This is a genomic window from Rhizobium leguminosarum (assembly GCF_001679785.1).
GTDB lineage: Bacteria > Pseudomonadota > Alphaproteobacteria > Rhizobiales > Rhizobiaceae > Rhizobium > Rhizobium leguminosarum_R.
Genome location: NZ_CP016287.1, coordinates 457,546 through 478,801, shown reverse-complemented (window position 1 = coordinate 478,801; position 21,256 = coordinate 457,546). Strand labels below are relative to the sequence as shown.

The 21,256-nt window shown below is 57.2% G+C and carries 17 protein-coding genes and 11 pseudogenes; 12 read left to right on the top strand and 16 right to left on the bottom strand.

Annotation, left to right across the window (positions count from 1 at the left end):
- Window positions 1-3 precede the first annotated feature (3 nt).
- Window positions 4-545: pseudogene (locus BA011_RS26690) on the bottom strand (thiamine pyrophosphate-binding protein); the annotation flags it as partial.
- 291 nt (window positions 546-836) lie between these two features.
- Here BA011_RS26690 and BA011_RS26680 point away from each other — a divergent pair.
- The 3 genes from BA011_RS26680 (at window position 837) to BA011_RS26670 (ending at window position 3,768) form a co-directional block, all read left to right on the top strand.
- A protein-coding gene (locus tag BA011_RS26680) for an IS3-like element ISRle4 family transposase (RefSeq protein ID WP_151343511.1) occupies window positions 837-2,026 on the top strand; the annotation gives its coding sequence in 2 pieces (ribosomal slippage) (window positions 837-1,086 and window positions 1,086-2,026; 1,191 coding nt in all).
- A 127-nt stretch (window positions 2,027-2,153) separates the two neighbouring features.
- Window positions 2,154-3,218: an arginase family protein gene (locus tag BA011_RS26675; RefSeq protein ID WP_065282995.1), complete on the top strand. Its 1,065-nt coding sequence runs from the start codon at window positions 2,154-2,156 to the stop codon at window positions 3,216-3,218.
- Window positions 3,219-3,222: 4 nt separating this feature from the next.
- Entirely contained in the window at window positions 3,223-3,768 is a 546-nt protein-coding gene (locus BA011_RS26670) for a GNAT family N-acetyltransferase (RefSeq protein ID WP_065282994.1), read from the top strand.
- A 353-nt stretch (window positions 3,769-4,121) separates the two neighbouring features.
- Here the strand turns inward: BA011_RS26670 and BA011_RS26660 are convergent, their stop codons facing one another.
- On the bottom strand, window positions 4,122-4,436 hold the full coding sequence (locus BA011_RS26660) for a hypothetical protein (RefSeq protein WP_065282992.1): 315 nt from the start codon (window positions 4,434-4,436) through the stop codon (window positions 4,122-4,124).
- A 1,006-nt stretch (window positions 4,437-5,442) separates the two neighbouring features.
- On the opposite strand from BA011_RS26660, the gene BA011_RS26650 reads away from it, so the two are divergent.
- Both BA011_RS26650 and BA011_RS26645 read left to right on the top strand, forming a co-directional pair.
- Window positions 5,443-5,736, top strand: a complete 294-nt coding sequence (locus tag BA011_RS26650; protein ID WP_065282990.1) for a hypothetical protein — start codon at window positions 5,443-5,445, stop codon at window positions 5,734-5,736.
- A 147-nt stretch (window positions 5,737-5,883) separates the two neighbouring features.
- Window positions 5,884-7,458 (top strand): glycerophosphodiester phosphodiesterase family protein, encoded by a 1,575-nt coding sequence (locus tag BA011_RS26645; RefSeq protein ID WP_151343588.1) that lies wholly within the window; start codon window positions 5,884-5,886, stop codon window positions 7,456-7,458.
- Between the two features lie 17 nt (window positions 7,459-7,475).
- On the opposite strand, the pseudogene BA011_RS42270 reads toward BA011_RS26645, so the two are convergent.
- Together BA011_RS42270 and BA011_RS26635 are read right to left on the bottom strand one after the other, a co-directional pair.
- Window positions 7,476-7,746: pseudogene (locus tag BA011_RS42270) on the bottom strand (DUF2794 domain-containing protein); the annotation flags it as partial.
- Window positions 7,726-8,707, bottom strand: a pseudogene (locus tag BA011_RS26635) (IS110 family transposase); the annotation flags it as partial. The pseudogenes BA011_RS26635 and BA011_RS42270, both read right to left, overlap by 21 nt.
- A gap of 298 nt (window positions 8,708-9,005) precedes the next feature.
- Here BA011_RS26635 and BA011_RS42265 point away from each other — a divergent pair.
- A pseudogene (locus BA011_RS42265) lies at window positions 9,006-9,107 on the top strand (DDE-type integrase/transposase/recombinase); the annotation flags it as partial.
- A gap of 57 nt (window positions 9,108-9,164) precedes the next feature.
- Here BA011_RS42265 and BA011_RS26630 read toward each other — a convergent pair.
- From BA011_RS26630 to BA011_RS26615, 5 genes and pseudogenes are all read right to left on the bottom strand, one after another.
- A complete protein-coding gene (locus BA011_RS26630; protein WP_237352739.1) occupies window positions 9,165-10,298 on the bottom strand; it encodes an omptin family outer membrane protease in 1,134 nt (377 codons plus the stop codon).
- A 169-nt stretch (window positions 10,299-10,467) separates the two neighbouring features.
- On the bottom strand, window positions 10,468-10,731 hold the full coding sequence (locus tag BA011_RS46580; RefSeq protein WP_420493446.1) for a DDE-type integrase/transposase/recombinase: 264 nt from the start codon (window positions 10,729-10,731) through the stop codon (window positions 10,468-10,470).
- A gap of 43 nt (window positions 10,732-10,774) precedes the next feature.
- Window positions 10,775-11,221: pseudogene (locus BA011_RS46575) on the bottom strand (IS6 family transposase); the annotation flags it as partial.
- Window positions 11,222-11,265: 44 nt separating this feature from the next.
- Window positions 11,266-11,526 carry a BON domain-containing protein gene (locus BA011_RS26620; RefSeq protein ID WP_237352755.1) on the bottom strand — a complete coding sequence of 87 codons (261 nt, stop codon included), beginning with the start codon at window positions 11,524-11,526 and terminating at the stop codon, window positions 11,266-11,268.
- A gap of 305 nt (window positions 11,527-11,831) precedes the next feature.
- Window positions 11,832-12,536 (bottom strand): annotated as a pseudogene (locus BA011_RS26615) (IS6 family transposase).
- Window positions 12,537-12,864: 328 nt separating this feature from the next.
- Here BA011_RS26615 and trxA point away from each other — a divergent pair.
- Entirely contained in the window at window positions 12,865-13,182 is a 318-nt protein-coding gene (gene trxA, locus BA011_RS26610; protein WP_065282984.1) for a thioredoxin, read from the top strand.
- Window positions 13,175-13,900 (top strand): annotated as a pseudogene (locus BA011_RS46570) (IS5 family transposase). Before trxA ends, BA011_RS46570 begins: the two are co-directional and overlap by 8 nt.
- Before the next feature lie 134 nt (window positions 13,901-14,034).
- Here the strand turns inward: BA011_RS46570 and BA011_RS26600 are convergent.
- Window positions 14,035-14,414: pseudogene (locus tag BA011_RS26600) on the bottom strand (IS5/IS1182 family transposase); the annotation flags it as partial.
- On the opposite strand from BA011_RS26600, the pseudogene BA011_RS42260 reads away from it, so the two are divergent.
- From BA011_RS42260 to BA011_RS26590, 3 genes and pseudogenes are all read left to right on the top strand, one after another.
- Window positions 14,387-14,832, top strand: a pseudogene (locus BA011_RS42260) (nitrilase-related carbon-nitrogen hydrolase); the annotation flags it as partial. The pseudogenes BA011_RS26600 and BA011_RS42260 overlap by 28 nt on opposite strands.
- 15 nt (window positions 14,833-14,847) lie before the next feature.
- Window positions 14,848-15,465, top strand: coding sequence for a TraH family protein (locus BA011_RS26595; protein ID WP_065282983.1), 618 nt, complete (start codon window positions 14,848-14,850; stop codon window positions 15,463-15,465).
- A gap of 417 nt (window positions 15,466-15,882) precedes the next feature.
- The gene (locus BA011_RS26590) at window positions 15,883-17,331 is read left to right on the top strand and encodes a Fic family protein (RefSeq protein ID WP_237352736.1); all 1,449 of its coding nucleotides are present in this window, start codon (window positions 15,883-15,885) and stop codon (window positions 17,329-17,331) included.
- Between the two features lie 187 nt (window positions 17,332-17,518).
- Here BA011_RS26590 and BA011_RS45285 read toward each other — a convergent pair whose 3' ends face one another.
- The 4 genes and pseudogenes from BA011_RS45285 to BA011_RS26570 form a co-directional block, all read right to left on the bottom strand.
- Window positions 17,519-18,106 (bottom strand): transposase, encoded by a 588-nt coding sequence (locus tag BA011_RS45285; RefSeq protein ID WP_237352754.1) that lies wholly within the window; start codon window positions 18,104-18,106, stop codon window positions 17,519-17,521.
- Entirely contained in the window at window positions 18,082-18,495 is a 414-nt protein-coding gene (locus BA011_RS45280; RefSeq protein ID WP_237352735.1) for a transposase, read from the bottom strand. Before BA011_RS45280 ends, BA011_RS45285 begins: the two co-directional genes overlap by 25 nt.
- 60 nt (window positions 18,496-18,555) lie before the next feature.
- Window positions 18,556-18,915 (bottom strand): annotated as a pseudogene (locus BA011_RS26575) (IS6 family transposase); the annotation flags it as partial.
- Complete coding sequence (locus tag BA011_RS26570) at window positions 18,912-19,247, bottom strand: nitrilase-related carbon-nitrogen hydrolase (RefSeq protein WP_065282981.1); 336 nt, start codon at window positions 19,245-19,247, stop codon at window positions 18,912-18,914. The gene BA011_RS26570 and the pseudogene BA011_RS26575, both read right to left, overlap by 4 nt.
- Before the next feature lie 29 nt (window positions 19,248-19,276).
- Here BA011_RS26570 and BA011_RS26565 point away from each other — a divergent pair.
- Window positions 19,277-19,742, top strand: a pseudogene (locus tag BA011_RS26565) (conjugal transfer protein TraH); the annotation flags it as partial.
- A gap of 3 nt (window positions 19,743-19,745) precedes the next feature.
- On the opposite strand, the gene BA011_RS26560 reads toward BA011_RS26565, so the two are convergent.
- Together BA011_RS26560 and BA011_RS26555 are read right to left on the bottom strand one after the other, a co-directional pair.
- Window positions 19,746-20,120, bottom strand: a complete 375-nt coding sequence (locus BA011_RS26560) for a DUF5615 family PIN-like protein (RefSeq protein WP_065282980.1) — start codon at window positions 20,118-20,120, stop codon at window positions 19,746-19,748.
- Entirely contained in the window at window positions 20,117-20,746 is a 630-nt protein-coding gene (locus tag BA011_RS26555) for a DUF433 domain-containing protein (RefSeq protein WP_063474878.1), read from the bottom strand. Before BA011_RS26555 ends, BA011_RS26560 begins: the two co-directional genes overlap by 4 nt.
- Window positions 20,747-21,256 lie beyond the last annotated feature (510 nt).

The window sequence follows — 21,256 nt, the reverse complement described above, 5'->3', positions numbered from 1 at the left end:
CGGCGCAATCATCAGACCTCCTCCTCGCATTTTTCGGCCGCGATATCTTCCGGAAGCTCAAGAAAGACTGGCCCAGGCTTTCCCTCCTGGGTGACGCGGATTGCCTCCCTGAGCGTCGGCACGATCATCTCCGTCGCTGTGATTTGTATTGCGAGCTTGGTCAGGGGCTTCATCATCGCGACGGCATCGACCCTTTGAAAACCCGCCTGGCCGCGGCTCTTGATCGCCTTCTGGCCGGCGATCATCAGCAGCGGCATCCCGCAGACAAGGGCATAGCCAGCGCCGTTGCTGAAGTTGAGTACGCCTGGACCCACCGTCGCCAAGGAGACGCCGGGCCTGCCAGTCAGGCGGCCATAGTTCGCAGCCATGAGGGACCCGCCCCACTCGGTGCGGGTCGTCACGAACTTGATCCTCGAGTTGCGCAGCGACTCGAGGAGGTCGAGGGTTTCCTCGCCGGGGATGCTGAAGATATCTTTGACCCCGTGCTCCTCAAGCCCCCGGACAAGGAGGTCGGACCCCTTGCGCTTCCGACGTAGTGCTGCCATAGCCTGTACTCCTTCACGCGTTCGGTCCAATGCGGTTATCCCGCAACGCGGATGCCGCGGCCGTTCCGCTGCCTCGCAATAGCTCTCAAGATTCGTGCCAATCCGGCCGATTGCGCTGAGGAACAATTTATTTGTTGCGATTTCAGCGACGCGGGCGGAAGAGGCGAAGACGAATGCGTGTCGTGAAGCCGACAAAGGTGACGACGATGTCGTAAGTTGATTGTCATTGACCTTGCCCCGTTGAAATAATCCATTTTGAAGTAAGCTCTGGCCCATTGAGAGGACCAGAGGATGAAGCGCAATCGTTTCACAGACGAACAGATCATCGGCATATTGAAGGAGCACGAGGCAGGCACGCCGGTCTCGGAGCTTTGCCGCAAGCATGGCGTCAGCGATGCCAGCATCTATAAATGGAAGGCCAAGTACGGCGGCATGGAGGTGTCCGAGGCCAAGCGGCTGAAGACGCTTGAGGACGAGAACACGAAGCTGAAGCGGCTTCTGGCGGATGCGATGCTCGACAATGCTGCCTTGAAAGACCTTTTGGGAAAGAAGTGGTGACGCCCGCGGCCAAGCGGAAAGCTGTTGCGCATCTGATGAGCCATCATGAGATGAGCGAACGGCGGGCGTGTAAAGCCATTGGTTTTTGCCGAATGACGGTCCGTTACGAGACCAGGCGCGACGATGATCATGAGCTTCGCGAGCGAATGAAGGCGTTGGCGCATGAACGTCGCCGCTTCGGATATCGACGCATTCATGTGCTGCTCCGGCGGGAGGGTCACCTCGTGAACCACAAGAGGCTCTTCCGGCTCTATCGGGAGGAGAAACTGACGGTGCGCAAGCGCGGCGGTCGCAAGCGAGCGATAGGCACGCGAGCGCCGATGCTGGTGCCGATGGTGGCCAATGATCGCTGGTCGCTAGACTTCGTGTCGGATCAGTTCACCGATGGGCGCAGGTTGCGGATTCTGACCGTCGTCGATGATTGCACGAGGGAGTGCCTGGCGCTCGTCGCCGATACATCGCTTTCCGGTCTTCGCGTCGCACGGGAGCTTGACCGGATTATCGAGGAGCGCGGCAAGCCGAGGATGATCGTCAGCGACAACGGCAGCGAGTTCACCAGCAACGCGATCCTGCAATGGGCGGACCGGACCAAGGTTGACTGGCATTACATTGCACCTGGCAAGCCGATCCAGAACGCTTTTATCGAAAGCTTCAACGGGCGGCTGCGAGACGAGTTCTTGAATGAAACTCTGTTCTCGTCGCTTGCTCACGCCCGGTCTGCGCTTTCAAACTGGCGTAGCGATTACAACGATAAACGCCCGCATTCAGGCCTTGGCTGGCTGACACCGGCCGAATTCGCTCAGACACTCAACCCGCGACGTGATGCGGTGCTGCGCAGCCGAAATGGCTCCGCACCGCAACCCGCCGCTACCGAACCAACAACAGCAACCAAAAACCGCTGGAGCGAACTCAAAACTGGATAAAACTTGGGGGCAAGGTCAGTGTTTCTCCTGTCAGATGGCGTCATCGCTGAGCGCGGAAGCCATTCGGTTCTGGAAGCGGAGTCCAGCCTGTATCGTTCAATCATCTCCTCGCAAGGAGCGTAACCGCATGTTCAAGTTGCGATTGGACGATCGTGTCGAACGGCTGACCACTGAGAGAATTAAACTCGTGGGAGTCCCGTCAAAGCCACTTCCGGACGCATTGAAACCGCTCGCCTGTCTCTCGCGCGAATGGTGCTCGACCGGAGATCTGCGGGAGGCAGGCATAACCCCGGACAAAATCGAAGCGTTGATCAGAGCGGGAGTGCTTTCGTTCGGACTTGGGCGAGAATCTTTCCCGCTAGTAGCCAGGACGTTTTATGAGGCGCAGTTTCCGGTCCACGCTGCAGCGTTCCCCTTGCTAGATTGGCTGGACCGGCCATTGCCGATCGACACCGTTTGGATCGGACTTCCCCTCTGCCATTTGACGAATATGCGTCATTCGACAGCGATCGGGCTTGCGCGCGTGCTGGATGGATTGACCGGAACCGGCGTTCCAGTTCTTGGGGTTCTCCCGTTTATGAATCCCACCGAAAAGTGCCTTCAATATCTACATCGAGTTCACACACTTTCGTTCGATGCGGGCAAGCGCTTGGGAATACTGGGGGGCGATCACCGGGTCGCGTGGGCACTTTTGAAAGCTGTGCGGCGCTCGACACCGACCGGCCTGCAAGTAAGGTATATTCATATCGACGCACACCATGACCTGTATGGTTCGATTGACCACGCTTTATCCGACGATGTCGCTCATTCAAACTTTCTGCTGAGGCTTCTCGCCGGCGGCACTATTGATGAGGCGATTTTGATAGGATGCCGAGATAACCCGGCGCCCGTCAAGCAGGCAGTGGGACGAGGGTTCCGCGTGGCTTCGGTTGGCGACTATTCGTCGGTTGAAAAAGGCGCAAGAGCGAAAGGTTACACCCATCTGTCGGTAGACCTCGACATTCTAGATCCTTCTGCAGTTCCCGACGTATCCAGTCCTCTTGCGGGGGGATGGTCGGTTGATACCTTAATGACAACAATCAGGGAAATCCTGATAAGCGAGACTATCGACAGTGTCTCGCTTGTTGAACCAGGGACGAGTGCATCCTCGGCTGCGATAGCGAATGACATTCTTGGAGCTTTGAGCGGGTAGGCTAATGGCAAACGATTATGGTGTGAAATTTGTGCCGGAATACGAGATGGACGCGCAAACGACGGCGCAGGTTACGGCTCTCCTGGACGAGAGTTTTCCCGACACCTTCGAGGGCAGGACTTATTTCAAGCAACTGCCGCACTTTCGCTATCTGGTGTTTGAAGGCGAGACCGTCATTGGCCAAGTAGGTGTCGATCACCGTGTCATTAGGGCGGGTGGAAAGATCGTCAGGATCTTCGGAGTCATTGATCTTTGCGTTACGCCGGCACATCGCGGCGCCGGTGTCGCGGGAAACCTATTAAAGCATGTCGAACGTCTGGCGGCTGCATCCAATGTCGATTTCCTAGTCTTGATGGGAGACGTTGACTCGCTCTACATCGCGAACGGTTTTCGGCACGTTGATCCGGCGATGACGAAATGGCTCGCCGTCGAGGACGTCGAGAGTGTGGCTGTCATCGAGCGCGACCTTTCGCAGTGCTTCCTTGTCAAACCGATGCGAGGCGAAAATTGGAACATCGGTCAAATCGATATGTTGGGATATTTGTTCTGACTGCTCATCAACTGATCGTGTGTGTTTGTGGGCTGAAAAAGTGCAGTAAACTCTGGTTCAAGGTGCCATTTCCGAGTTATGCGGAACTCGACACTGCTTGTGCAACCCTTATACTAAGCCCACCTTGGTCGGATCCTGGACTGTCTGCTTCAAGATCTCTGCGATACTCATCCTGCTTCGCGCAGACGCGCTTTCGGCGGGCGATAGCTTTGCATCAATCGTGTCGCGCAAGTGTTCTGCAGTAGGCTTTAATCGCGCCGCTATCCTTATGGCTTCACGTTCAGTCGCTTCACCTTGCCATTCCGATATAACGGAGGTCAGATTGTTGGTGCCCCTCGTGGCACCCGGCAAACCTAATGTCTTGGCAACGACATAACTGTTTCCGTCGATAACCTCTTCCGCTGCAAGCCCTTCCTCAGCTCTCGGGGGCATTGGAACGGCGGGCTGGTTCTCGGCAGCAAAATGTGCTGCGTATCGCCATCGACGACACAGGTGGTTCGGTTGGCATCTTCACATTTTTCGATGGCGGTCGGAAGCTTTATGCGCTCGGCAGCGGCAGCCGTGTATGGCCTGGCGATAATCGTCGTGATGGTGATGGTAGCTGAGACGGCGAATGGGAACCAGAGGCGCAGCTTTTCGCCATGGGCCTTGTCGTAGGTCTCGATCAATATGCGTCCTCGATCTCGAATCGTGGTTGTGGGCTTACCCATTCAGCCGTTTGTTTTGCAAGACGGTGCCGTATCCGCGACACCGCTTTTGACGAAGCAGTTCGAGGAAGAGAACCACGGCATCCTTCTCCCGTTCGAAGGTAAGCGCGCAGGCGACCCCACGTAGCGGCGCGGCGTAAAATGGCTCAACATGCCGTAAGTCCTGTGAAAAAACGGCTTCGTGCCCGAACTATCTATTGGGAACGGCGTGTGCGGATCTGTCATCATGACCTGCTGCAACAGCACTCCACGCGCGCAGGGCCGGATACATTTATGAAACGGCAAGCGCATTTGCGACGCCGCGGTCCTTTGCATGGGTGAGGCCGCCCAAACATTTTTTAGCCGACGGCGGAGCAGGACGGCAGCGTTATGCAGCGCACCAGATGCGGCACGAGGTTACCTCGTCCTGCTGAATAGGATCGCTCGCCGCGGCGCTTGATCGCCGTCGATGATCTCACCGGAGACAGCGTGTGGACAAGTGGGATCCTATCCCAAGGAATGGTTTAGCGGGATAGCACTGGCCTACCAGTGTTTCGGGTGGGGTCAGTTGTTGATGACAATCAACTTACGACATCGTCGTCACCTTTTTCGGCTTCGCGACACGAATTCTTCCTCCCCCAATCCCGTATTTTCCGCCCACGTCGCTGAAATAGCAGCAAATAATTGTCGTCAGCTCAATCGGCCGGCTTGGCACGAATCTTGAGAGCTATTGCGAGGCAGCGGGAGCGACCGGCGCCATCCACTGTGCGGCATAACCGCACCGAACACGTGAAGGAATACAAGCTATGGCATGCGCGACGACCAAGGAATTCACAGCAGCAATGCAGATGACCCCGACGGCGGTCAGGGAGGCATTCCGCATCGCCCAGGAGGAAAGACCGGGGCCAGTGCTTCTGGAGCTTCCGGAAGATATCGCTTCCGAAGAATGCCCACGAGGTCGAAACGGTTCAATCGATGAGGAATCAAGATGACAAAGCGGGAGAGGGCGTTCTTTGTCAAGCGGGTCAGGGATGGCAAGAAGGGGTTCGCCAAGGCGGATTACGGCAAGAGGGAGGTCGCCATCGAGGATATCGGCAAGCGGAAGCCCAAAAAGCCTAAGCATAAAAAGAACGGCGTCCATCAGACAGGAGCTCACCCCTGCGACCTAGCAATAACCTCGCACGATTTAGCGCCCGGCATTCATGTTGCGGACCGAATCGTTCAAACAGCGAAGGACACAAGATGGCACTCACCCTTCCACACAATCGGCGAACGCTTCTAACCGCGTTAATCTCCCTTTGCGCACTATCGGGGCCGGCGCGCGCGGCTGATGTCACTGATCACGATAAGGTGCAGGGATTTCCCCGACAGCACCTCCGGCTTCCTGTGGCACGAAACGCAACGGATGAAATGAAGGAAAGCAGACAACATGACAGATCTAATAGCGTCCATTATGAGCATAGTTCTCGCCTCAACGTTGGTTGGCGCGCATAGCGAGAGTTCAATCATTGTCGACAGTGCCACCAATGCCATCGCATGGGACGGGGCGAAGGCTGGCCTGCAAACCCAAAACGGCCCGGTGCAGCCGGGTGACGAACCCGTCGCATTATCGATTTCCACCCGCTGCGAGACGACGGCAAAATTTAGCTCCAATGATCCGGATGATCCAGTCGACGGCACCGTCAACCAGACCATCACCGAGTGGTTGGCGGCCGGCAACAAGGCCGATTGGAAATCCGACTTCGGTCTGGACGGCCCCGCTCTCGGCGACGCAGAAGACGAAATTGAAAGCGCCGGCTACGGGAAGGATCTCTTCCTGACCGGAATCGAGACCAAGACCCGCGGCATCGATCCACATCGAAAGCAAATACTACCCCACCGCGGCATGTTCGATAATTCCGAGGGCATTCTCGAAAACACCATTTCAGCCGCCGCCAACGCGCTCAAGTACGGTTTCCATGGTGTCGAACTCGATCTTCGCGCTGATAAGAACGGCCATGCCTGGATGATCCACGACACGACACTCGGGCGGGTTACCGGCGATCCGAACAATTGCCTGATTTCGGATATCTCTACCGAGGAAATCAAGAACATGAACCTCTCGATATGGAATCCCATCACTAGTAACCGCACGCTGGCACTTGACCGCAACGGCAATCCGCAAAAAACGGAGGACCTGCAGAGCATCATCGATTACATTCGTGAGAAAAAAAGAAACGGCGACGAGTTCAACGTCCTCATTGACCCCAAGGACGAGGGATCGACGATCGCAGTAATCAAGATGCTCTCGGCGCCTGAGAATGCTGACGTACGGAGCCGCCTCGGCATCAAGATCTATTCGACCTATGTGCCCACTACCGATCGCGTCATTGCCAAATGGGACAAGAAGACCACCAATGTACTTGATGCGCTGAAGCAGGCCAATGTCGCCGTCCAGCCGGACAACAAGCTCAACCTGATCCCGGTCCTCGTCACGGCCGAAGAGGTCCAGTCTTCTCACATCGAAGACGATTCAGTGACCCAGGCTGCCGATTGGCTGACCTCCTTCGACAAGCTGGGCGACCTGACCATGGTGCAAATCTCCCGCCTCAAGGGAACCGCTACCTTCGACGAGATGAACCAGGTGACCAAGACATTCCAGGCAACGGGTGAAACATTCGCCAACACGCCTCTCACGATGTCCTATATCTCCGAAGCCTTCTCCGTGAACGGTCAGAAGTTTTACTACAGCCATCAGGGCGTGCCGATCACCCTGCCCGGACGTCCCGACATGGATTTCCGTGCCACTTTCGGCGCGCTTGAGCCCTACGCCGACGTGCTGGTGGCCGACAATCCTTATCTGGAGACGCTCTATGCCGCTGGCTTTATCACCGAAGGCAATCATGCGGACTACTCTTTTCCGATCGATGCCCACTACAACCCGGCATCCATAATCGACGCACCGAAGGTTATCATTGGCAAGCCAAGCTGGATGAGAAAGTCCACGCCGGCGTCTGGTCGATAACCACACCAACTGAACTGGATGTGGCCGAGTTCCTGGCCGCGCCTTGGGATGCGACGGCCAGCGGCGATGACAGCGAAGGCGCCTTGCCTATGCACCAGCTTCGGATTCTTGACGATATGGAACAGCGGCACTTCGCTGGCGCGGCGGAAGAAGGAAAAGGCAGCGCGCGATCGGCAAGATGGCCGATAGCATATCGCGCCGGTTGAAGCGGACAGGCCGGTCGAGGCCTTTGCGTCTTGCCTCGTGCAGCGGGATCAATATTGCCGATGCCCAGACGATCCGCGCCATCTTGTTCGCCAAAGCAACAGCGACGACATTGTACGACTTCTTCACCAGAAGCTCGGCGGCCCAACGCGTCGGTGCAGTTTTAGCCTTGCGGCTGAAACGAAGTACCGCATGCGCCCCAACGACGAGAAGCCGGCGGAGATAGGGATCGCCTTGTTTGCTGATCCTTCCGAGACGGTCTTTGCCACCCGATGAGTTCTGCCGCGGTACGAGGCCTATCCACGCGGCCAATTGTCGGCCCGGATTTGAAGAGCGAGGCGTCTGTCACTGTCGCGGCAATTGCGCTGGCAGTGATCGGGCCAAATCCAGGGATCGTCTCAAGCCGACGGCTCAGTTCGTTCGAGCGATGCCAGGCATGGATCTGGCGATCCATCTCGCTGACTTTCTCGTGCACCTCCCGTAACTGCCCGATCAGCAACAGAAGCGCGGACCGCGCAAGCGACGGGATGAGATCATGATCCCCGTCTTCGATCAACGCGATCAGCATTCCGACGCCGGCAATCCCCTGTTGCGTCACGATGCCGAACTCCGCCAAGTGGCCGCGCAAGGCGTTCACCAGCATTGTCCGCTGCCGGATCAAAAGCTCGCGGACCCGATGCAGCATCAGCACACTCTGTTGCTCTTCGCTCTTCACCGGAACGAAGCGCATCGTCGGCCGCGTCACCGCCTCGCAGATGGCCTCGGCGTCGGTCGCATCGTTCTTCTGCCGCTTCACGTAAGGCTTGACGTAAGACGCCGGTATCAACCGAGCCTTGTGACCCAGTGCCATGAGAACCCGAGCCCAGTGGTGTCCGGTAGCGCAAACCTCGATTCCGATCAGGCACGGCGGCAATGCCCTAGAGAATCCAACGACATCGTCGCGGCGAAGCCTGCGGCGGCACACGATCGCGCCAGCATCATTGACTCCGTGAACTTGAAATACATGCTTGGCGATATCCAGACCAATTGTGGGAATCTTCTCCATGGACGGCTCTCCCTTATGTGACTTTCGACAGCCACACTTTGGCACATTGCGATGCCGGGAGCAGAGGCCGTCCACCACATCAGGTCATGCGTCGAAAATCGCAAGGGCACCAGCGCCGCCGCTCCAGGTGCGCCGGCCATTCCTGTCCCGCAGCGGGGTCATCTCCAGACTCCGTAACCATCCAATTCCTCCAGCGCATAGGCCGATCTGGGCTGCTGAAACTGAAGCAAACAATCGTTTTCGCGGCTGAACCGCGCAGCCATCTTACAAAAGCCGAATTGGCTAAAGCTTTACGTGCATAGCCGGCCAGAAGCACTGGCTGTGGCGGGCGGTGGACCAGCACGGGATCGTGCTCGATATTCTGAATCAGAGTCGCCGCAACGCCAAAGCCGCCAAGCGGCTATTTGTCCCGGGACAGTCAGACTGGCGCGCGGCGAAGGTCTTCTGATGCTACCACTTAAAACGTGGCTTTTAGCCCGAACGAGATTGACATCGACTGAAAGTTTGCCCCGGCCGCGGCCTTTTGCCAGGCGGAGCGTGTGCCCTCCTCGGTGTCCTCTTCTTGCGTTTCCCCGCGGCTGTTAAACACCTGCTCGAACGAACCGGACAGATAGAGCGAAGCAGCTGGCGTCATCGCGTAGTCAAGGGCAACAGTTGCGCCGATTGTCGGCGCAGGGTCAATGTCATCATGAAACCGGAGATCCCTCAGCCAATGGTCGTCGATGTCCTTGATGCCGAAGCTCAAGCCGGTCTGAAGGCCGCCGCTGATGGTAAGATCGCCAAAGTTGTATTCGCCGCTCAGGCTGAGGAAGCCAATCGGAATCCGTTGCTGATAGCTGATGCCTCTTTCCCAGTCTGGATCCTTCCAGGGGTCGTTTCGGAAGCCACCCTTGGACGAATAGATGCCGGACCCGCCATAGGCGGTCCACTTGACGTCGGTATATTGGACACCGGCGCCGACCGCGATACTGCTGGTCTCGTTTCCGTAGATGATCCGGTTCAACTGGATCGCTCCGGCGACATAGTGATCGAGTTCGGTAAGGGGATGGATTGAGCGGTCGCTCCAGTCATCATGCTCGCCACTGTCCCAGTCGTAGTCAACCATGTGACCGTTGCCGCCGGTGCCGATTTCGACGTTGCCCTTCAAGCTCCAGTCGTTGTCAATGTGCGCGTCCACACCAACAGTGAAAAGGGTCATCCCCTTGCTTTCCCAGTTCAGCTGGCTGAGCTTGCGGTCGCCTTCATAGCCAAATTCCTGGGCCTTGATGTTGGCGAGGCCGAGTCCGCCGAAAACGACGATATTGCCGTCGTCGGAGGAAAACAGAGCGTTGTTTGCGGCGGCCAGTGATGGGGTGGCCACCAGTAAACAGGAAGTGACTGCGGATCCGGTAATGACGCGCTTCATCAACTGACCGCGTGTTTCGTCTAGCGCCTCCGTCTTGGGCCTGACCTTTTTCGCCTCATATCGCCTTTTTGTTGCGTCAGAGTTGTCCGCTGCGCAAGCCACTGGTGTTGATGGACCGGTGTCGCCGTGCCGTTGCGAGGCTGGCTGCGTCGACCCCTTCAGGGAATGGAAGTAATCGCAGAACATTCGTTGTCCTTTGCTGAAGAGTCAATTTGCCGACTGGCCCGGAGCGCGGCGCGGATAAGCCTAACGATCTGCCATTTGGTCTGGAAACTGCCGGGCGAGTTTAGAACCTGACCGGGGGCTTGTCGCAAAGATATTTGCAAGTCGCAATTATCCCCGAACGACGTGGATTTCACGCTTTGTTAACCTTTTGGAGTTCGAAGAGGCGCGCAAGTAGATCGTTCTGGTGGTTGACAGTCCAGCCACCGGTAAAACCGAAGCCTTTCCTCAACCACAGCATCGCCTCGAAACCAGCGATGGTTCGCCGCGCGGTTTCGAAGGATTGGAAGCCACCGATTTTGGGCATGTTCTTTTTCCCCGGAAATGGTCGCTCTCGATGCCCTGCTGGAAGATGCTTGGTGACATAATGCACCCGGGTCCGGATGGAGAAGCCCATCGTCAACCGACGTTTTGATCGTCGATGGGAAGGCATCGGCACCGTCAGTGCCGATCTTTGTCGGTGCCAGCAAGGGCTCATCTTTCAGCATCTTGCGGAAGAACCGCTTGGCGGCATCGAGATCCCGCTTCACTGTCAGCAGGCAATCTACCGGATTTCCGTGTTTGTCGACGGCCCGATACAAATATCGCCAGTTGCCGCGGATCTTGACGTAGGTCTCGTCAATCCGGACAGAGCCGAAATGCGGCCGCCGGAACTGGCGAAGCCGCGTTTCGACCATCGGCGCGTAGGCCAGAACCCAACGGTTGACGGTGCTATGATCGACCTCGAAGCCACATTCCCGGAACATCTCCTCAAGATCCCGATAGCTGAGTGGATAACCCAAATACCAGGCAACCGCCTGCACGATCGGCCATGCTTCGAAATGCCGGCCATTGAAATCATCTTTCGATTGCCGCTTCAGCTTTTCGGCAATAGCATTTAGAATCATAGGCTCGCTCCACAACTTTCGGAGCGGCATCTCTCTTCCCATGGTCAACATACCGTTAAGCGCCAAAATTTGCGACAGGCCCATGCGCAGCCTTCATGCCAACGATCGGCTGGGCTCCCGGCCATGTAATATGCCGTCGAAATGTCGCTGATCACTCTGCGCACTCTGCGCACGCTCTCCGCGGTGACCTTCGCTGCTTCCCTTTTCGACGGACACGCCATCCTTCCGCGCAAGGTCACCTCACCATTGAGAACCGTCACCTTCACGACATCGTACGTCAGTCCGAGTTCCAGTTCCAAGCGCATTCTAATTGCAGTGGAAAGGGCGTCGTCGCCGATAGGAATGACGGTGTTTGCGGGCATAGACTCTTCCTCCGTTGCGACGGCGAGATCCTATGTCTGATTTGCCTTTGCGGCGTTGATGCAGATCAACTGGCGGCCACGCCGCAAGCCAATCTCCGCGACGGTCCCACGGTCGAAGGTGATTGAGCGGCGGGCGAGGTGCGGTGCCGGCGCTGTCACGTTGTTTGAATGGCAGGCGAGTCAAGGCCCGTGCGGACGGCGTTGTCACGTTGTTTGAATGTGGCCAGGTGAGGCCGAGCCTGCGCTTTTCAGGCAGGCCGTGCACTCACGGCTTCCCACGCGGCCATTGCCTGGCGTCGATGGGTTCGAATTTGTGCTGCGGAGCGGTTGGTCTGGGATGGGACGAAGAGGTTTCGCACGGCGGAGAAGATCGACACGAAATGTTGCAATGAGCCAACCGACCGGAAACCCTGTCGCGTTCGCTCCGTTTTCTCAACGGCAGGTGAGAATTCTCGGCCCGGTTGTTCAAGCCTTTATGCGAGCGGTGTTCCACGTTCGGCATGACCTGGCGTTTGGCCGCCCCGTAGGAGCGCAATTTGTCGGTGATCATTACGCTTTGGCGGCATGCCCTGCTTCTTCAGAAGTCGCGTCAGCAGGCGCTTGGCCGCCTTGGTGTTACGGCGCGTCTGGACGATCTCGTCGAGCACATATTCGTCCTGATCATCCGCTCTCCACAACCAGCATTTCTGACCGTTGATGCGCACCACGACTTCATCGAGGTGCCAGACATCGCCTTTCGTCGGCGCCTTGCGGCGTATGCGGCGCGCATAATCAAGGCCATGTTTTCGGCACCATCGGCGGATGGTCTCGCAGGAAACGACGATCCCGAAATCGAGCAGCATTTCCTCGACATCGCGCAGGCTCAGATTAAAGCGAAAGTAGAGCCAGACAGCACGGGCTACGATTTCGATCGGATAGCGGTGGTTCTTGTAGGTCGGTGCACTCACGGTCATGGGCGCGCTGCTACCTCAATTTCCTTACCGCAATCAATGTGACAGTACCAGCGCGGCAGCTTATTGACTGTTGACTGTCGTGAATAACGATTATATACGACGTGACGGACGCAATACGTCTGGCATGTACAAAACCGTCAGGAGGCAATTATAGCACATTTTGAGAATCCGCGCATGGTCAAGGGGTCCGACCGCCTTGTCTCGGCAAACTCCGGCATCACAGGGGCAACGCCCCCTATGTCCAAAATAGCGTCGGGTCGGTAACTGAAAATCCCGCACCGCACCATCACATCTGGTTCAACACCCAATTCCGTTAAAGGAGCAGCCCATGGCTACCGTGAAAGTCGATATTAATAATTTCCAGTCGGAAGTTCTGGAATCCGCACAACCCGTCGTCGTCGATTTCTGGGCTGAATGGTGCGGCCCGTGCAAGATGATTGCGCCGAGCCTCGAAGAAATCGCCGTCGAGATGGAAGGCAAGGTCAAGGTCAAGCTGAATATCGATGAGAATCCGGAACTCGCCGCACAGTTCGGTGTGCTCTCCATTCCGACGCTTGCGATCTTCAAGGGCGGCGAAGTCGCCGATATCTCCTTCGGCGCAAAGCCGAAGACGGTTCTTTCGAACTGGATTTCGAACGCTGCCTGAGGCCCTGTCTTTATGGACGGCGCGGAGGCGGACATCGCGGGGTGGTCAGCCGAAATACTCGGATCTGGCGATTACGTTGTGCTTGACCCTGCGCGTCGTCTACGGGCTGGCGCTACGCCAGACCCAAGGCTTGATGCGCAGTGTCGCGGCGCTGATGGGGTTCGATATTGCCGTGCCTGACTTCTCCACCCTGTCTCGCCGGAGCAAAGGGCTGGCGTTGCCGTCGACAAAGTCCGAGCCACAACATCAGGTCCGGTCCATCTGGTTGTCGACAGCACCGGCTTGAAGGTCTTCGGCGAGGGCGAGTGGCTGGAAAACAAGCACAAAACCAAGGCCAAACGCAAAGATGGCGCAAACTGCACCTTGGTCTCAATCTTGTCAGTGGTGAGATTGTTTGTCCGATCTGACCGTGGATGATGTCGGCGATCCGACAGCGTTACCAGGACTTCTGGACCAGATTGGTGGCCCCGTCGAGAAGTTCATTGCCGACGGCGCCTATGATGGAACGCCAACCCGAGATCTTCTGGCGACACGCTTTGGTGAGATCGTGGAGGTCATTATCCCACCTCCCAAGACTGCCGTTGCCAGCCCTCAATCGGTGCTGGTTCCATCTGTCCGCGATCGCCATATTGCAGAAATCCAGACCAAAGGGCGGATGGCATGGCAGAAATCCACCGGCTACAACAAGCGCAGTCGCGGTGAGACCCAACGGTGCTGAGGCGATGCGACTTCAGGTTGACCCAGGTCGGGTTAACGTCAGGTGCATGGGATATGTTCGATGCCAAGCGCGCACTGTTGGGCGTTGGTGCACGGATGTGGAACTGAACGGATGTGGATCTTTGAAACGGCTGACTATGGCGTGGCTGCCTTGCGGCGGACAGCTTTCGGGCGTGCGCAAGCAAGCATGCGGTTGAGGACGGCGCAGCCGATGGCGACTTCGGTCTGCTGACCAGGCAGCGACCTGGCCCGCATTTCATCGGGCCGTCACTGTTGATTGCGGCGATATGCCGGTTCCGTTGGCCGGGAGGCCTATCGTCGCTTGGCTCGACCGCGTTGGCGCGAGGCGGAATGACGATAGCCGCCGCCGCGCTATGATCGATGACTGCGTCGTATGTAGGTTTTCCATCATAGGCACCGTCGGCTGTGAACTGTCCGATCGGACCGCCAATCTGGTCGAGGAGTGGCGCAACTTGAGAGACATCGAACGCCGACCGTCGAGCAACTTTGGAGGCAAAACCTCTTTGAAAGTGAAGTGGCGGTTGTCGCCGGCGCGACAGTTATCGGCGGTGACGGATATGACAATGTCCTCATCGCGATCGACCGGGACGGCGGCCATATCCTCTACCGTGAGCGTATGCCTGGCTCGATGTGGCAGCCGTGGCGGTCCTGGCTCGGGCAGAGCGGCGGCGCCAGTGCCTATTTCTTCGCCAATCCCGTTGTCGGGATCGGACCGGTCAGACTTACCCCGTTGATCTGCTACGAGCAGCTCATCGTCTGGCCGGTCCTGCAATCCATGCTCTCCGTACCCCGAGATGATCGTTGCCGTTGGCAACGGCTGGTGGACGGCCGACACCAAGATCGTCGCGATCCAGCGCCAGCGCCTGGGCTCGGCTGTTTTCCAAACCGTTTATCCTTTCCTTTAATACGTAAGTTCGGAGCCTCAAGATGCTCGACGCCGCCCTCATTTCGAAATGTACTGATCCTTCCCTCACCTCGGCTATCGCCGAGCAGTTTGTGGAAGCGGCCGGTTCCCCGGATCCGCTAGCAATTTCTGTCAAGTCGGGCGGCCGGCTGATCCTGGTGCCGAAGCCGACGACCGCGGACGAGGCGATGGAGATCATCCGCCAGAATGTCGGCCAGGCGGTCGTTCGCGCCGGGCTGACACAGATCCCGGTCGGCATCGGCGTGAAGGACGCTTCGGAACTGAAGCCTGATCTCGTTGACGCTTGCGAGAACCTGCGCATGGGAACGAAGCTGTTCGCCAAGGTCATGCGTATCGTCGCGAAGTGGTACGGCAATCCGACAGCAAAGGATGTTCTGCCGCAAATATTCGAGGATGCTGTCTATTCGTGGAAGACCGGCGAATTTGAGGGCGTACAGGTTTTTCTGGCGCCTGATCCGGACGGCGCGATGAAAATGGATAGAGTTGCGCCCGTTGAGAGAACACCCGTGGCCAATGAGGCTCGAGACGAGCCTGCCGTATCGCCAGATGCCGAGGAAAGCCGTGATGCCCAGTCAACTGGTATCAGGTTCGACCTCTCACGCATTGGTGGGCAAAAGTGAGAGCGGTTTCCCCCGCGGTGAACTGGCTTGTGAGCGCCGCACGGTATCGGCCCCGACCCACCAATATACAAAAACTAGTGCGAACCAGATACGCAATTTTAGTGTGATTCGGATGTGGGAAATTAGTGTGAATGACATACCGAAAACTAGTGCGATTCAAATACACAAAATTAGTGTGAGTAATACGCAGAAAAGTAGTGTAATCCTTATGCGGTAAATTAGTGCATCGCCATCCAGCAGCCATCGACAGGTTTTGTGCTACCGATGTGCATAAAGGTGGAGCGATCACAGGAGGATGGCATGGCGAAACCCAACGAACTGCTCGCAACATCGCTCTCGGAGCTGAGGGGTGTCACCCAGAATGGCACCAGGTCGGTCGTGAAGTCGGACGAGCTCAGCCGCGTCCATAGAGAGCGCTTGCAGGACAACGGCTTTCTCGAAGAGATCATGAAAGGCTGGCTGGCAGTCAATTCGAGGCCTTCCGCCAAGAATAGAATCGATGCCGCGTGGAGTACCGTGTACTGGGAATTTGTAACCCGATATCTGGATGACCGCTTCCCCAATGAATGGCGCCTCTCCGCGGAAGCATCGGTTGCTCTCTGGTCAGAAAATCACTCCATTCCGTCGCAGGCCATCGTCAGAAGCCCAAAGGCGAACAACCAGCTCGTGAAACTGCCAAGCGACACATCGCTCTATTTGCTGCGTTCGAAAGACAATGAACCGGCGGAGACGAAAGAGCGGTTGCGATTGATGCCGATGGAAGAGGCGGTCTGCAACCTGTCGCCGGAGTCCTGGAAAACATCAGCAACCGACGTCATTGCCGTTATCGGCTCGATCCGTGGAACCAGCTCGCTGCTGCAATATCTTCTTGATGGCGGACGCAGCCATGTGGGTGGCCGTGTCGCGGGAGCTCTGCGCCATCTAGGCAGGGAGCGCGACGCCGACACGATCATGAAAGCCCTGGACGCGGCCGGTTACAATCCCCACGAAGAGAACCCCTTCGATCCTGCGACCGAGCTGGTCAAACTCGATGTGCGGCGTGCTCAGGCTCCCTCCGCCACGCGCATCAAGAACCTCTGGGCGAGGATGAGGAAAGATGCGCTCGACAACATTGGATTCGAGCAACTGCGCATCAATGACCGCGACGGATACATCGCCCAGATCGACGAGCGCTATGTGGCGGACGCGCTGAACTCGCTTTCGATCGAGGGATATGAAGTGTCCGAAGATCTCATTCAGAGGGTCCAGGACGGAGCGTGGAAGCCGGACGAGGACGCACAGGACTACGAGACCAAAAACGCATTGGCCGCCAAGGGTTATCGACTGGCTTTCGAGGAAGTGCGCGACGATATCAAGAAAATCCTTGATGGCGCGCCGACCGGCAAACTGCTTGAAGAAAGGCATCAAGACTGGTTTCGCGCGATGTTCAGTCCTTCGGTCACCGCGGGTATCATCAAGGCGCATCAACTCGCCGGCTATCGTTCGCACAACGTCTACCTGCGCGGCTCTTCGCATGTCCCCCTGCCACCGCATGCCATTGCCGATGCAATGGACGCGTTGTTCGAATCCATCGAAGAGGAACCCGATCCGCGCGCGAAAGCCGTCGTCGCTCCGTTCCTGTTCACCTACATCCATCCTTTCCCCGACGGAAACGGCCGAACGGCACGCTTCATCATGAATGCTCTGCTGGCAGAGTGCAGAGTCCCCTGGACCGTCATACCGGTCGCGCGCCGGGACGAGTACATGGACGCCCTGGAACAGGCGAGCCAACTCGAAAACATCGTACCGCTGACGACGTTCGTATCCGAGCTCGTCAATGCGCCCCCTCCGGAGAGAGAGGCGAAGATTGCACGAAAAGCGTCGTAGGACGATTGCACGGTTTTGTCGCAAACTTTTTAAAAGGCCGCAGAAGCGGCCATCGCTGGACACAGTTATGCAGCGAGTGCGGCGAATTGCTGAATGCCGATTGGCCACTGGTTGAAAATTGGCGCTTGCGGATAGCACTGTTGCATGGATCAGACTTTGGACGAGGCAACTTTATCCACTGCATTTTTCATGCAACGCGCTCGAACTTGGGCCGGCCAAGTTCTGTCATCCGGTTAAGAACACGGACGCCAATCTTCGCTTCAGTCTTCTGATTGTCAAAATGTCGGGCCTTGAGTTTGGGCCCGATCACAGCCTTCCATCGACCCATCTGGGTCTCAGCGCGACTGCGCTTGTTGTAGCCGGCGGATTTCTGCCATGCCATCCGCCCTTTGGTCTGGATTTCTGCAATATGGCGATCGCGGACAGATGGAACCAGCACCGATTGAGGGCTGGCAACGGCAGTCTTGGGAGGTGGGATAATGACCTCCACGATCTCACCAAAGCGTGTCGCCAGAAGATCTCGGGTTGGCGTTCCATCATAGGCGCCGTCGGCAATGAACTTCTCGACGGGGCCACCGATCTGGTCCAGAAGTCCTGGTAACGCTGTCGGATCGCCGACATCATCCACGTCAGATCGGACAAACAATCTCACCACTGACAAGATTGAGACCAAGGTGCAGTTTGCGCCATCTTTGCGTTTGGTCTTGGTTTTGTGCTTGTTTTCCAGCCACTCGCCCTCGCCGAAGACCTTCAAGCCGGTGCTGTCGACAACCAGATGGACCGGACCTGATGTTGTGGCTCGGACTTTGTCGACGGCAACGCCAGCCCTTTGCTCCGGCGAGACAGGGTGGAGAAGTCAGGCACGGCAATATCGAACCCCATCAGCGCCGCGACACTGCGCATCAAGCCTTGGGTCTGGCGTAGCGCCAGCCCGTAGACGACGCGCAGGGTCAAGCACAACGTAATCGCCAGATCCGAGTATTTCGGCTGACCACCCCGCGATGTCCGCCTCCGCGCCGTCCATAAAGACAGGGCCTCATCCTTCACCCAGATGGTCAAATCACCACGTTGACGCAGGCTTTCATTATATGCCGGCCAATTCGTCACCTGATATTTCTGCTTGGCAATCTTGTCCCGCCGATCGGCATTGAACTTGTGCGGCATCGTCGAAATCCGCATCAGGAGACTGAAAACCACCGCTCAATATCAGTCGCCGGGTGATCCACGCAACAACGCCGTGTTACGGCGAGTCTGAACCGGAATGTCGAGAACATCGCCGTCGGCGTCAATTGCCCGCCAGAGCCAGAATTTCTTTCCGCCGATCGTGATGACAGCCTCATCGATGTGCCACTTGTCGTTTGGATTCGGTCGGTCCGTTCGAATGCAGTCGGCAAAATGGCGGCCAAAGCGCTTGATCCAGAGACGAACAGTATCCCGGCTGACGAAAACACCGCGTTCAGCAAGGAGGTCTTCAACATCGGCCGTGCTTAACGCAAATCGGTGATAGACCAAAACCGCATGGGCGATAACCTCACGCGGAAAACGAAACCCCTTCAGACGGGGAAAAGTGCTCGGTAATTTCATCCCCTCTCGATACCCGAAAAGCGGCGGTCAAACAATTTGGCAATACCCCCTTCGGTCCGCCAGCCGTTTCCGATGGCAATGATGAAATCCGGGTCGTGCAGCATAGATTGCAGGACAGGCCAAACGATCAGTTGCTCGTAGCAGATCAGCGGTGCTGCCCGGCTGGTACTGCTGGAAACGACCGGATTTGCAAAGAAGTCCCCCGGGGGCGCCACCGCTCTCCGCGAACCATCGCCACGGTCGCCACATCGAACGGGAACTGGCATGCGTTCGCGATAGAGGATATGCAGCGCGGCGCCATCACTGGCAGCGCCACGCACCGTTGCGATCATGGGTTTTGTCGCAAACTTTTTAAAAGGCCGCCAGAACGGCGGACGAGGCGATGGCGATCGTGCGGCAATATGCTGGTCAGGCGGTCGTTCGCGTCGGCCTGACCCAATTTCCCGCTGGCGTGGGAGTGAAGGAACCGACCGATCTGAAACCCGACCTTGTCGATGCCTGCCAAAACCTTCGCAGAGGCACGGCGATGTTCGCCAAGGTCCTCAGGATTGTTGCGAAAATGGTATGGCAACCCCAAGAGCAAAGACGTCTTCCCGCAGATTTTCGAGGATCGGGTTTAGGCATGGAAGACCGGTGAGTTCGAGGGCGTGAGCGTGTTTCAGGCGGAGGAGCCAGGAGACCCCATCGAACTGCCGCACCCATATGAAGTGCACTCGGTCAAAGAAGATGAAGCCGCGGTGACGACAACCGAGAAACAGACGGAGGCGAACGACGATGTTGAGCGTGCGGGAATTCGCATTGATCTGTCCCGCATCGGCGGAAATTGATATTCATTCCGGCAGGGCATAGCGGGTCAGGATGGCTTCACCGTCTTCGATGGCAATCTCGACCACTTCATTCACGATGCCTTGGGAGGCGGCGAGTTCTAGCAGAACAGCCGAGAACAGTTCGCGCTGCAGTGCCGGTGAAACCTGGGAAACGATGATAACAAGACCGGCGTGCAGCTCCTCTTTTGCATAGAGCTTCCTGAAGTCACGGGCATTGTTCGTCACGAAGGTGAAATCCTCCGCGACGATCCTGGGCATCAAATCCCAATCGGTCTCGCCGCTGAGGCCCAGCCGATTGACGTGAAAACAATCGTAGCCGTGATCTTGCGCCACGGCCACGAGCGATGTGTGCAGGCATTCATCGATGAGGAGTTTCACGAAGCCGTGCCCGAGGGTTTCCCGGAGCTGGCGGTGGTGAGCTGCAGCCGCTTCACCGACTTCACCTTCAGTCCCTGTTCCGACAGCCTTTTCGGCCGTCCTCGGGCGGGATGAGCTGCCGTCCAGATGTCGGCGAGTTCAACCATGCGCGCTGTGACGGAAGGATAGCCCCCGACGATTTCCTCGATGCTGGCGCCTTGCTGTTTCATCGCAGCGATCATTCGCACGGGAACTCGAGTTCCGTTGAAGACCGGCTCGCCGCCTGCGACGCCCTTCACCGCCTGGATCTTTTGCTCGGCTTCTCGAAGCGCCTCTGCGCGGGCTGCCAGTTGCTCCCTAGCCCTCGCTACGTCCACAATCAGATAGTCATCTGCTCTCACCGTATCCGCGTCGGGATTCTGGTCGATTGTGTCGAACAAACGTTTGCGACGCTCGGCAGATAGTATTGATCCTACGCCGTACCAGAGCTTCAGACGCAGTAGATCTTCATCGAAAAGTTCTCGACCCTCACGCCCGAAATGTGCCTCGATGATCCGCTTGTCGATTGCATTGTGTACCGACTTCAGAGCGATCTCACTCAGAGCTGCGGCTTCGGCGGGCGTGTAGGCGCGTGCTGCGGTGGCCATAATCATTCTCCTTGTGGAGAATATATATAGTGAATGCCGCTCACCGTAAAGATCAACCACTCAATTTTGGGGTTGGCCATACCGCGTGCGCAATGATCTCAGCGGACAAAGCGGATCACGAGCAACTTCTGACATGGCCCATGTACCCACATCTTCATCAGCCGTCGGTTAACTTTACGGTGCGCACGGAAGAGATTCTTAAGCTTTGTGTTGGCGCCGCTTCCAATCTTTATGAGGTGCGTCGCCTCATCATCGATCGGAGATAGTAATTCTGAAGCTGATATCCGCACAGTGGGCTGTCGTGAAGCTAGGCCCGACGCCGAACGCGGGGTTCTTCTCCCGGCCGAACAGTGAGAATCAAGGCGCACGAACGCATTACAAGTCGCGCGCAGATCTTATCAGCCGATTGGAGTTAACAATTCGTGTCTCCTTTGGAAGATCCGAATAGGCGCCGCCGCGAAGGCCGGGAGGTCGATTACATCGCCTGGAGCACGGGAGACGGACGTACTC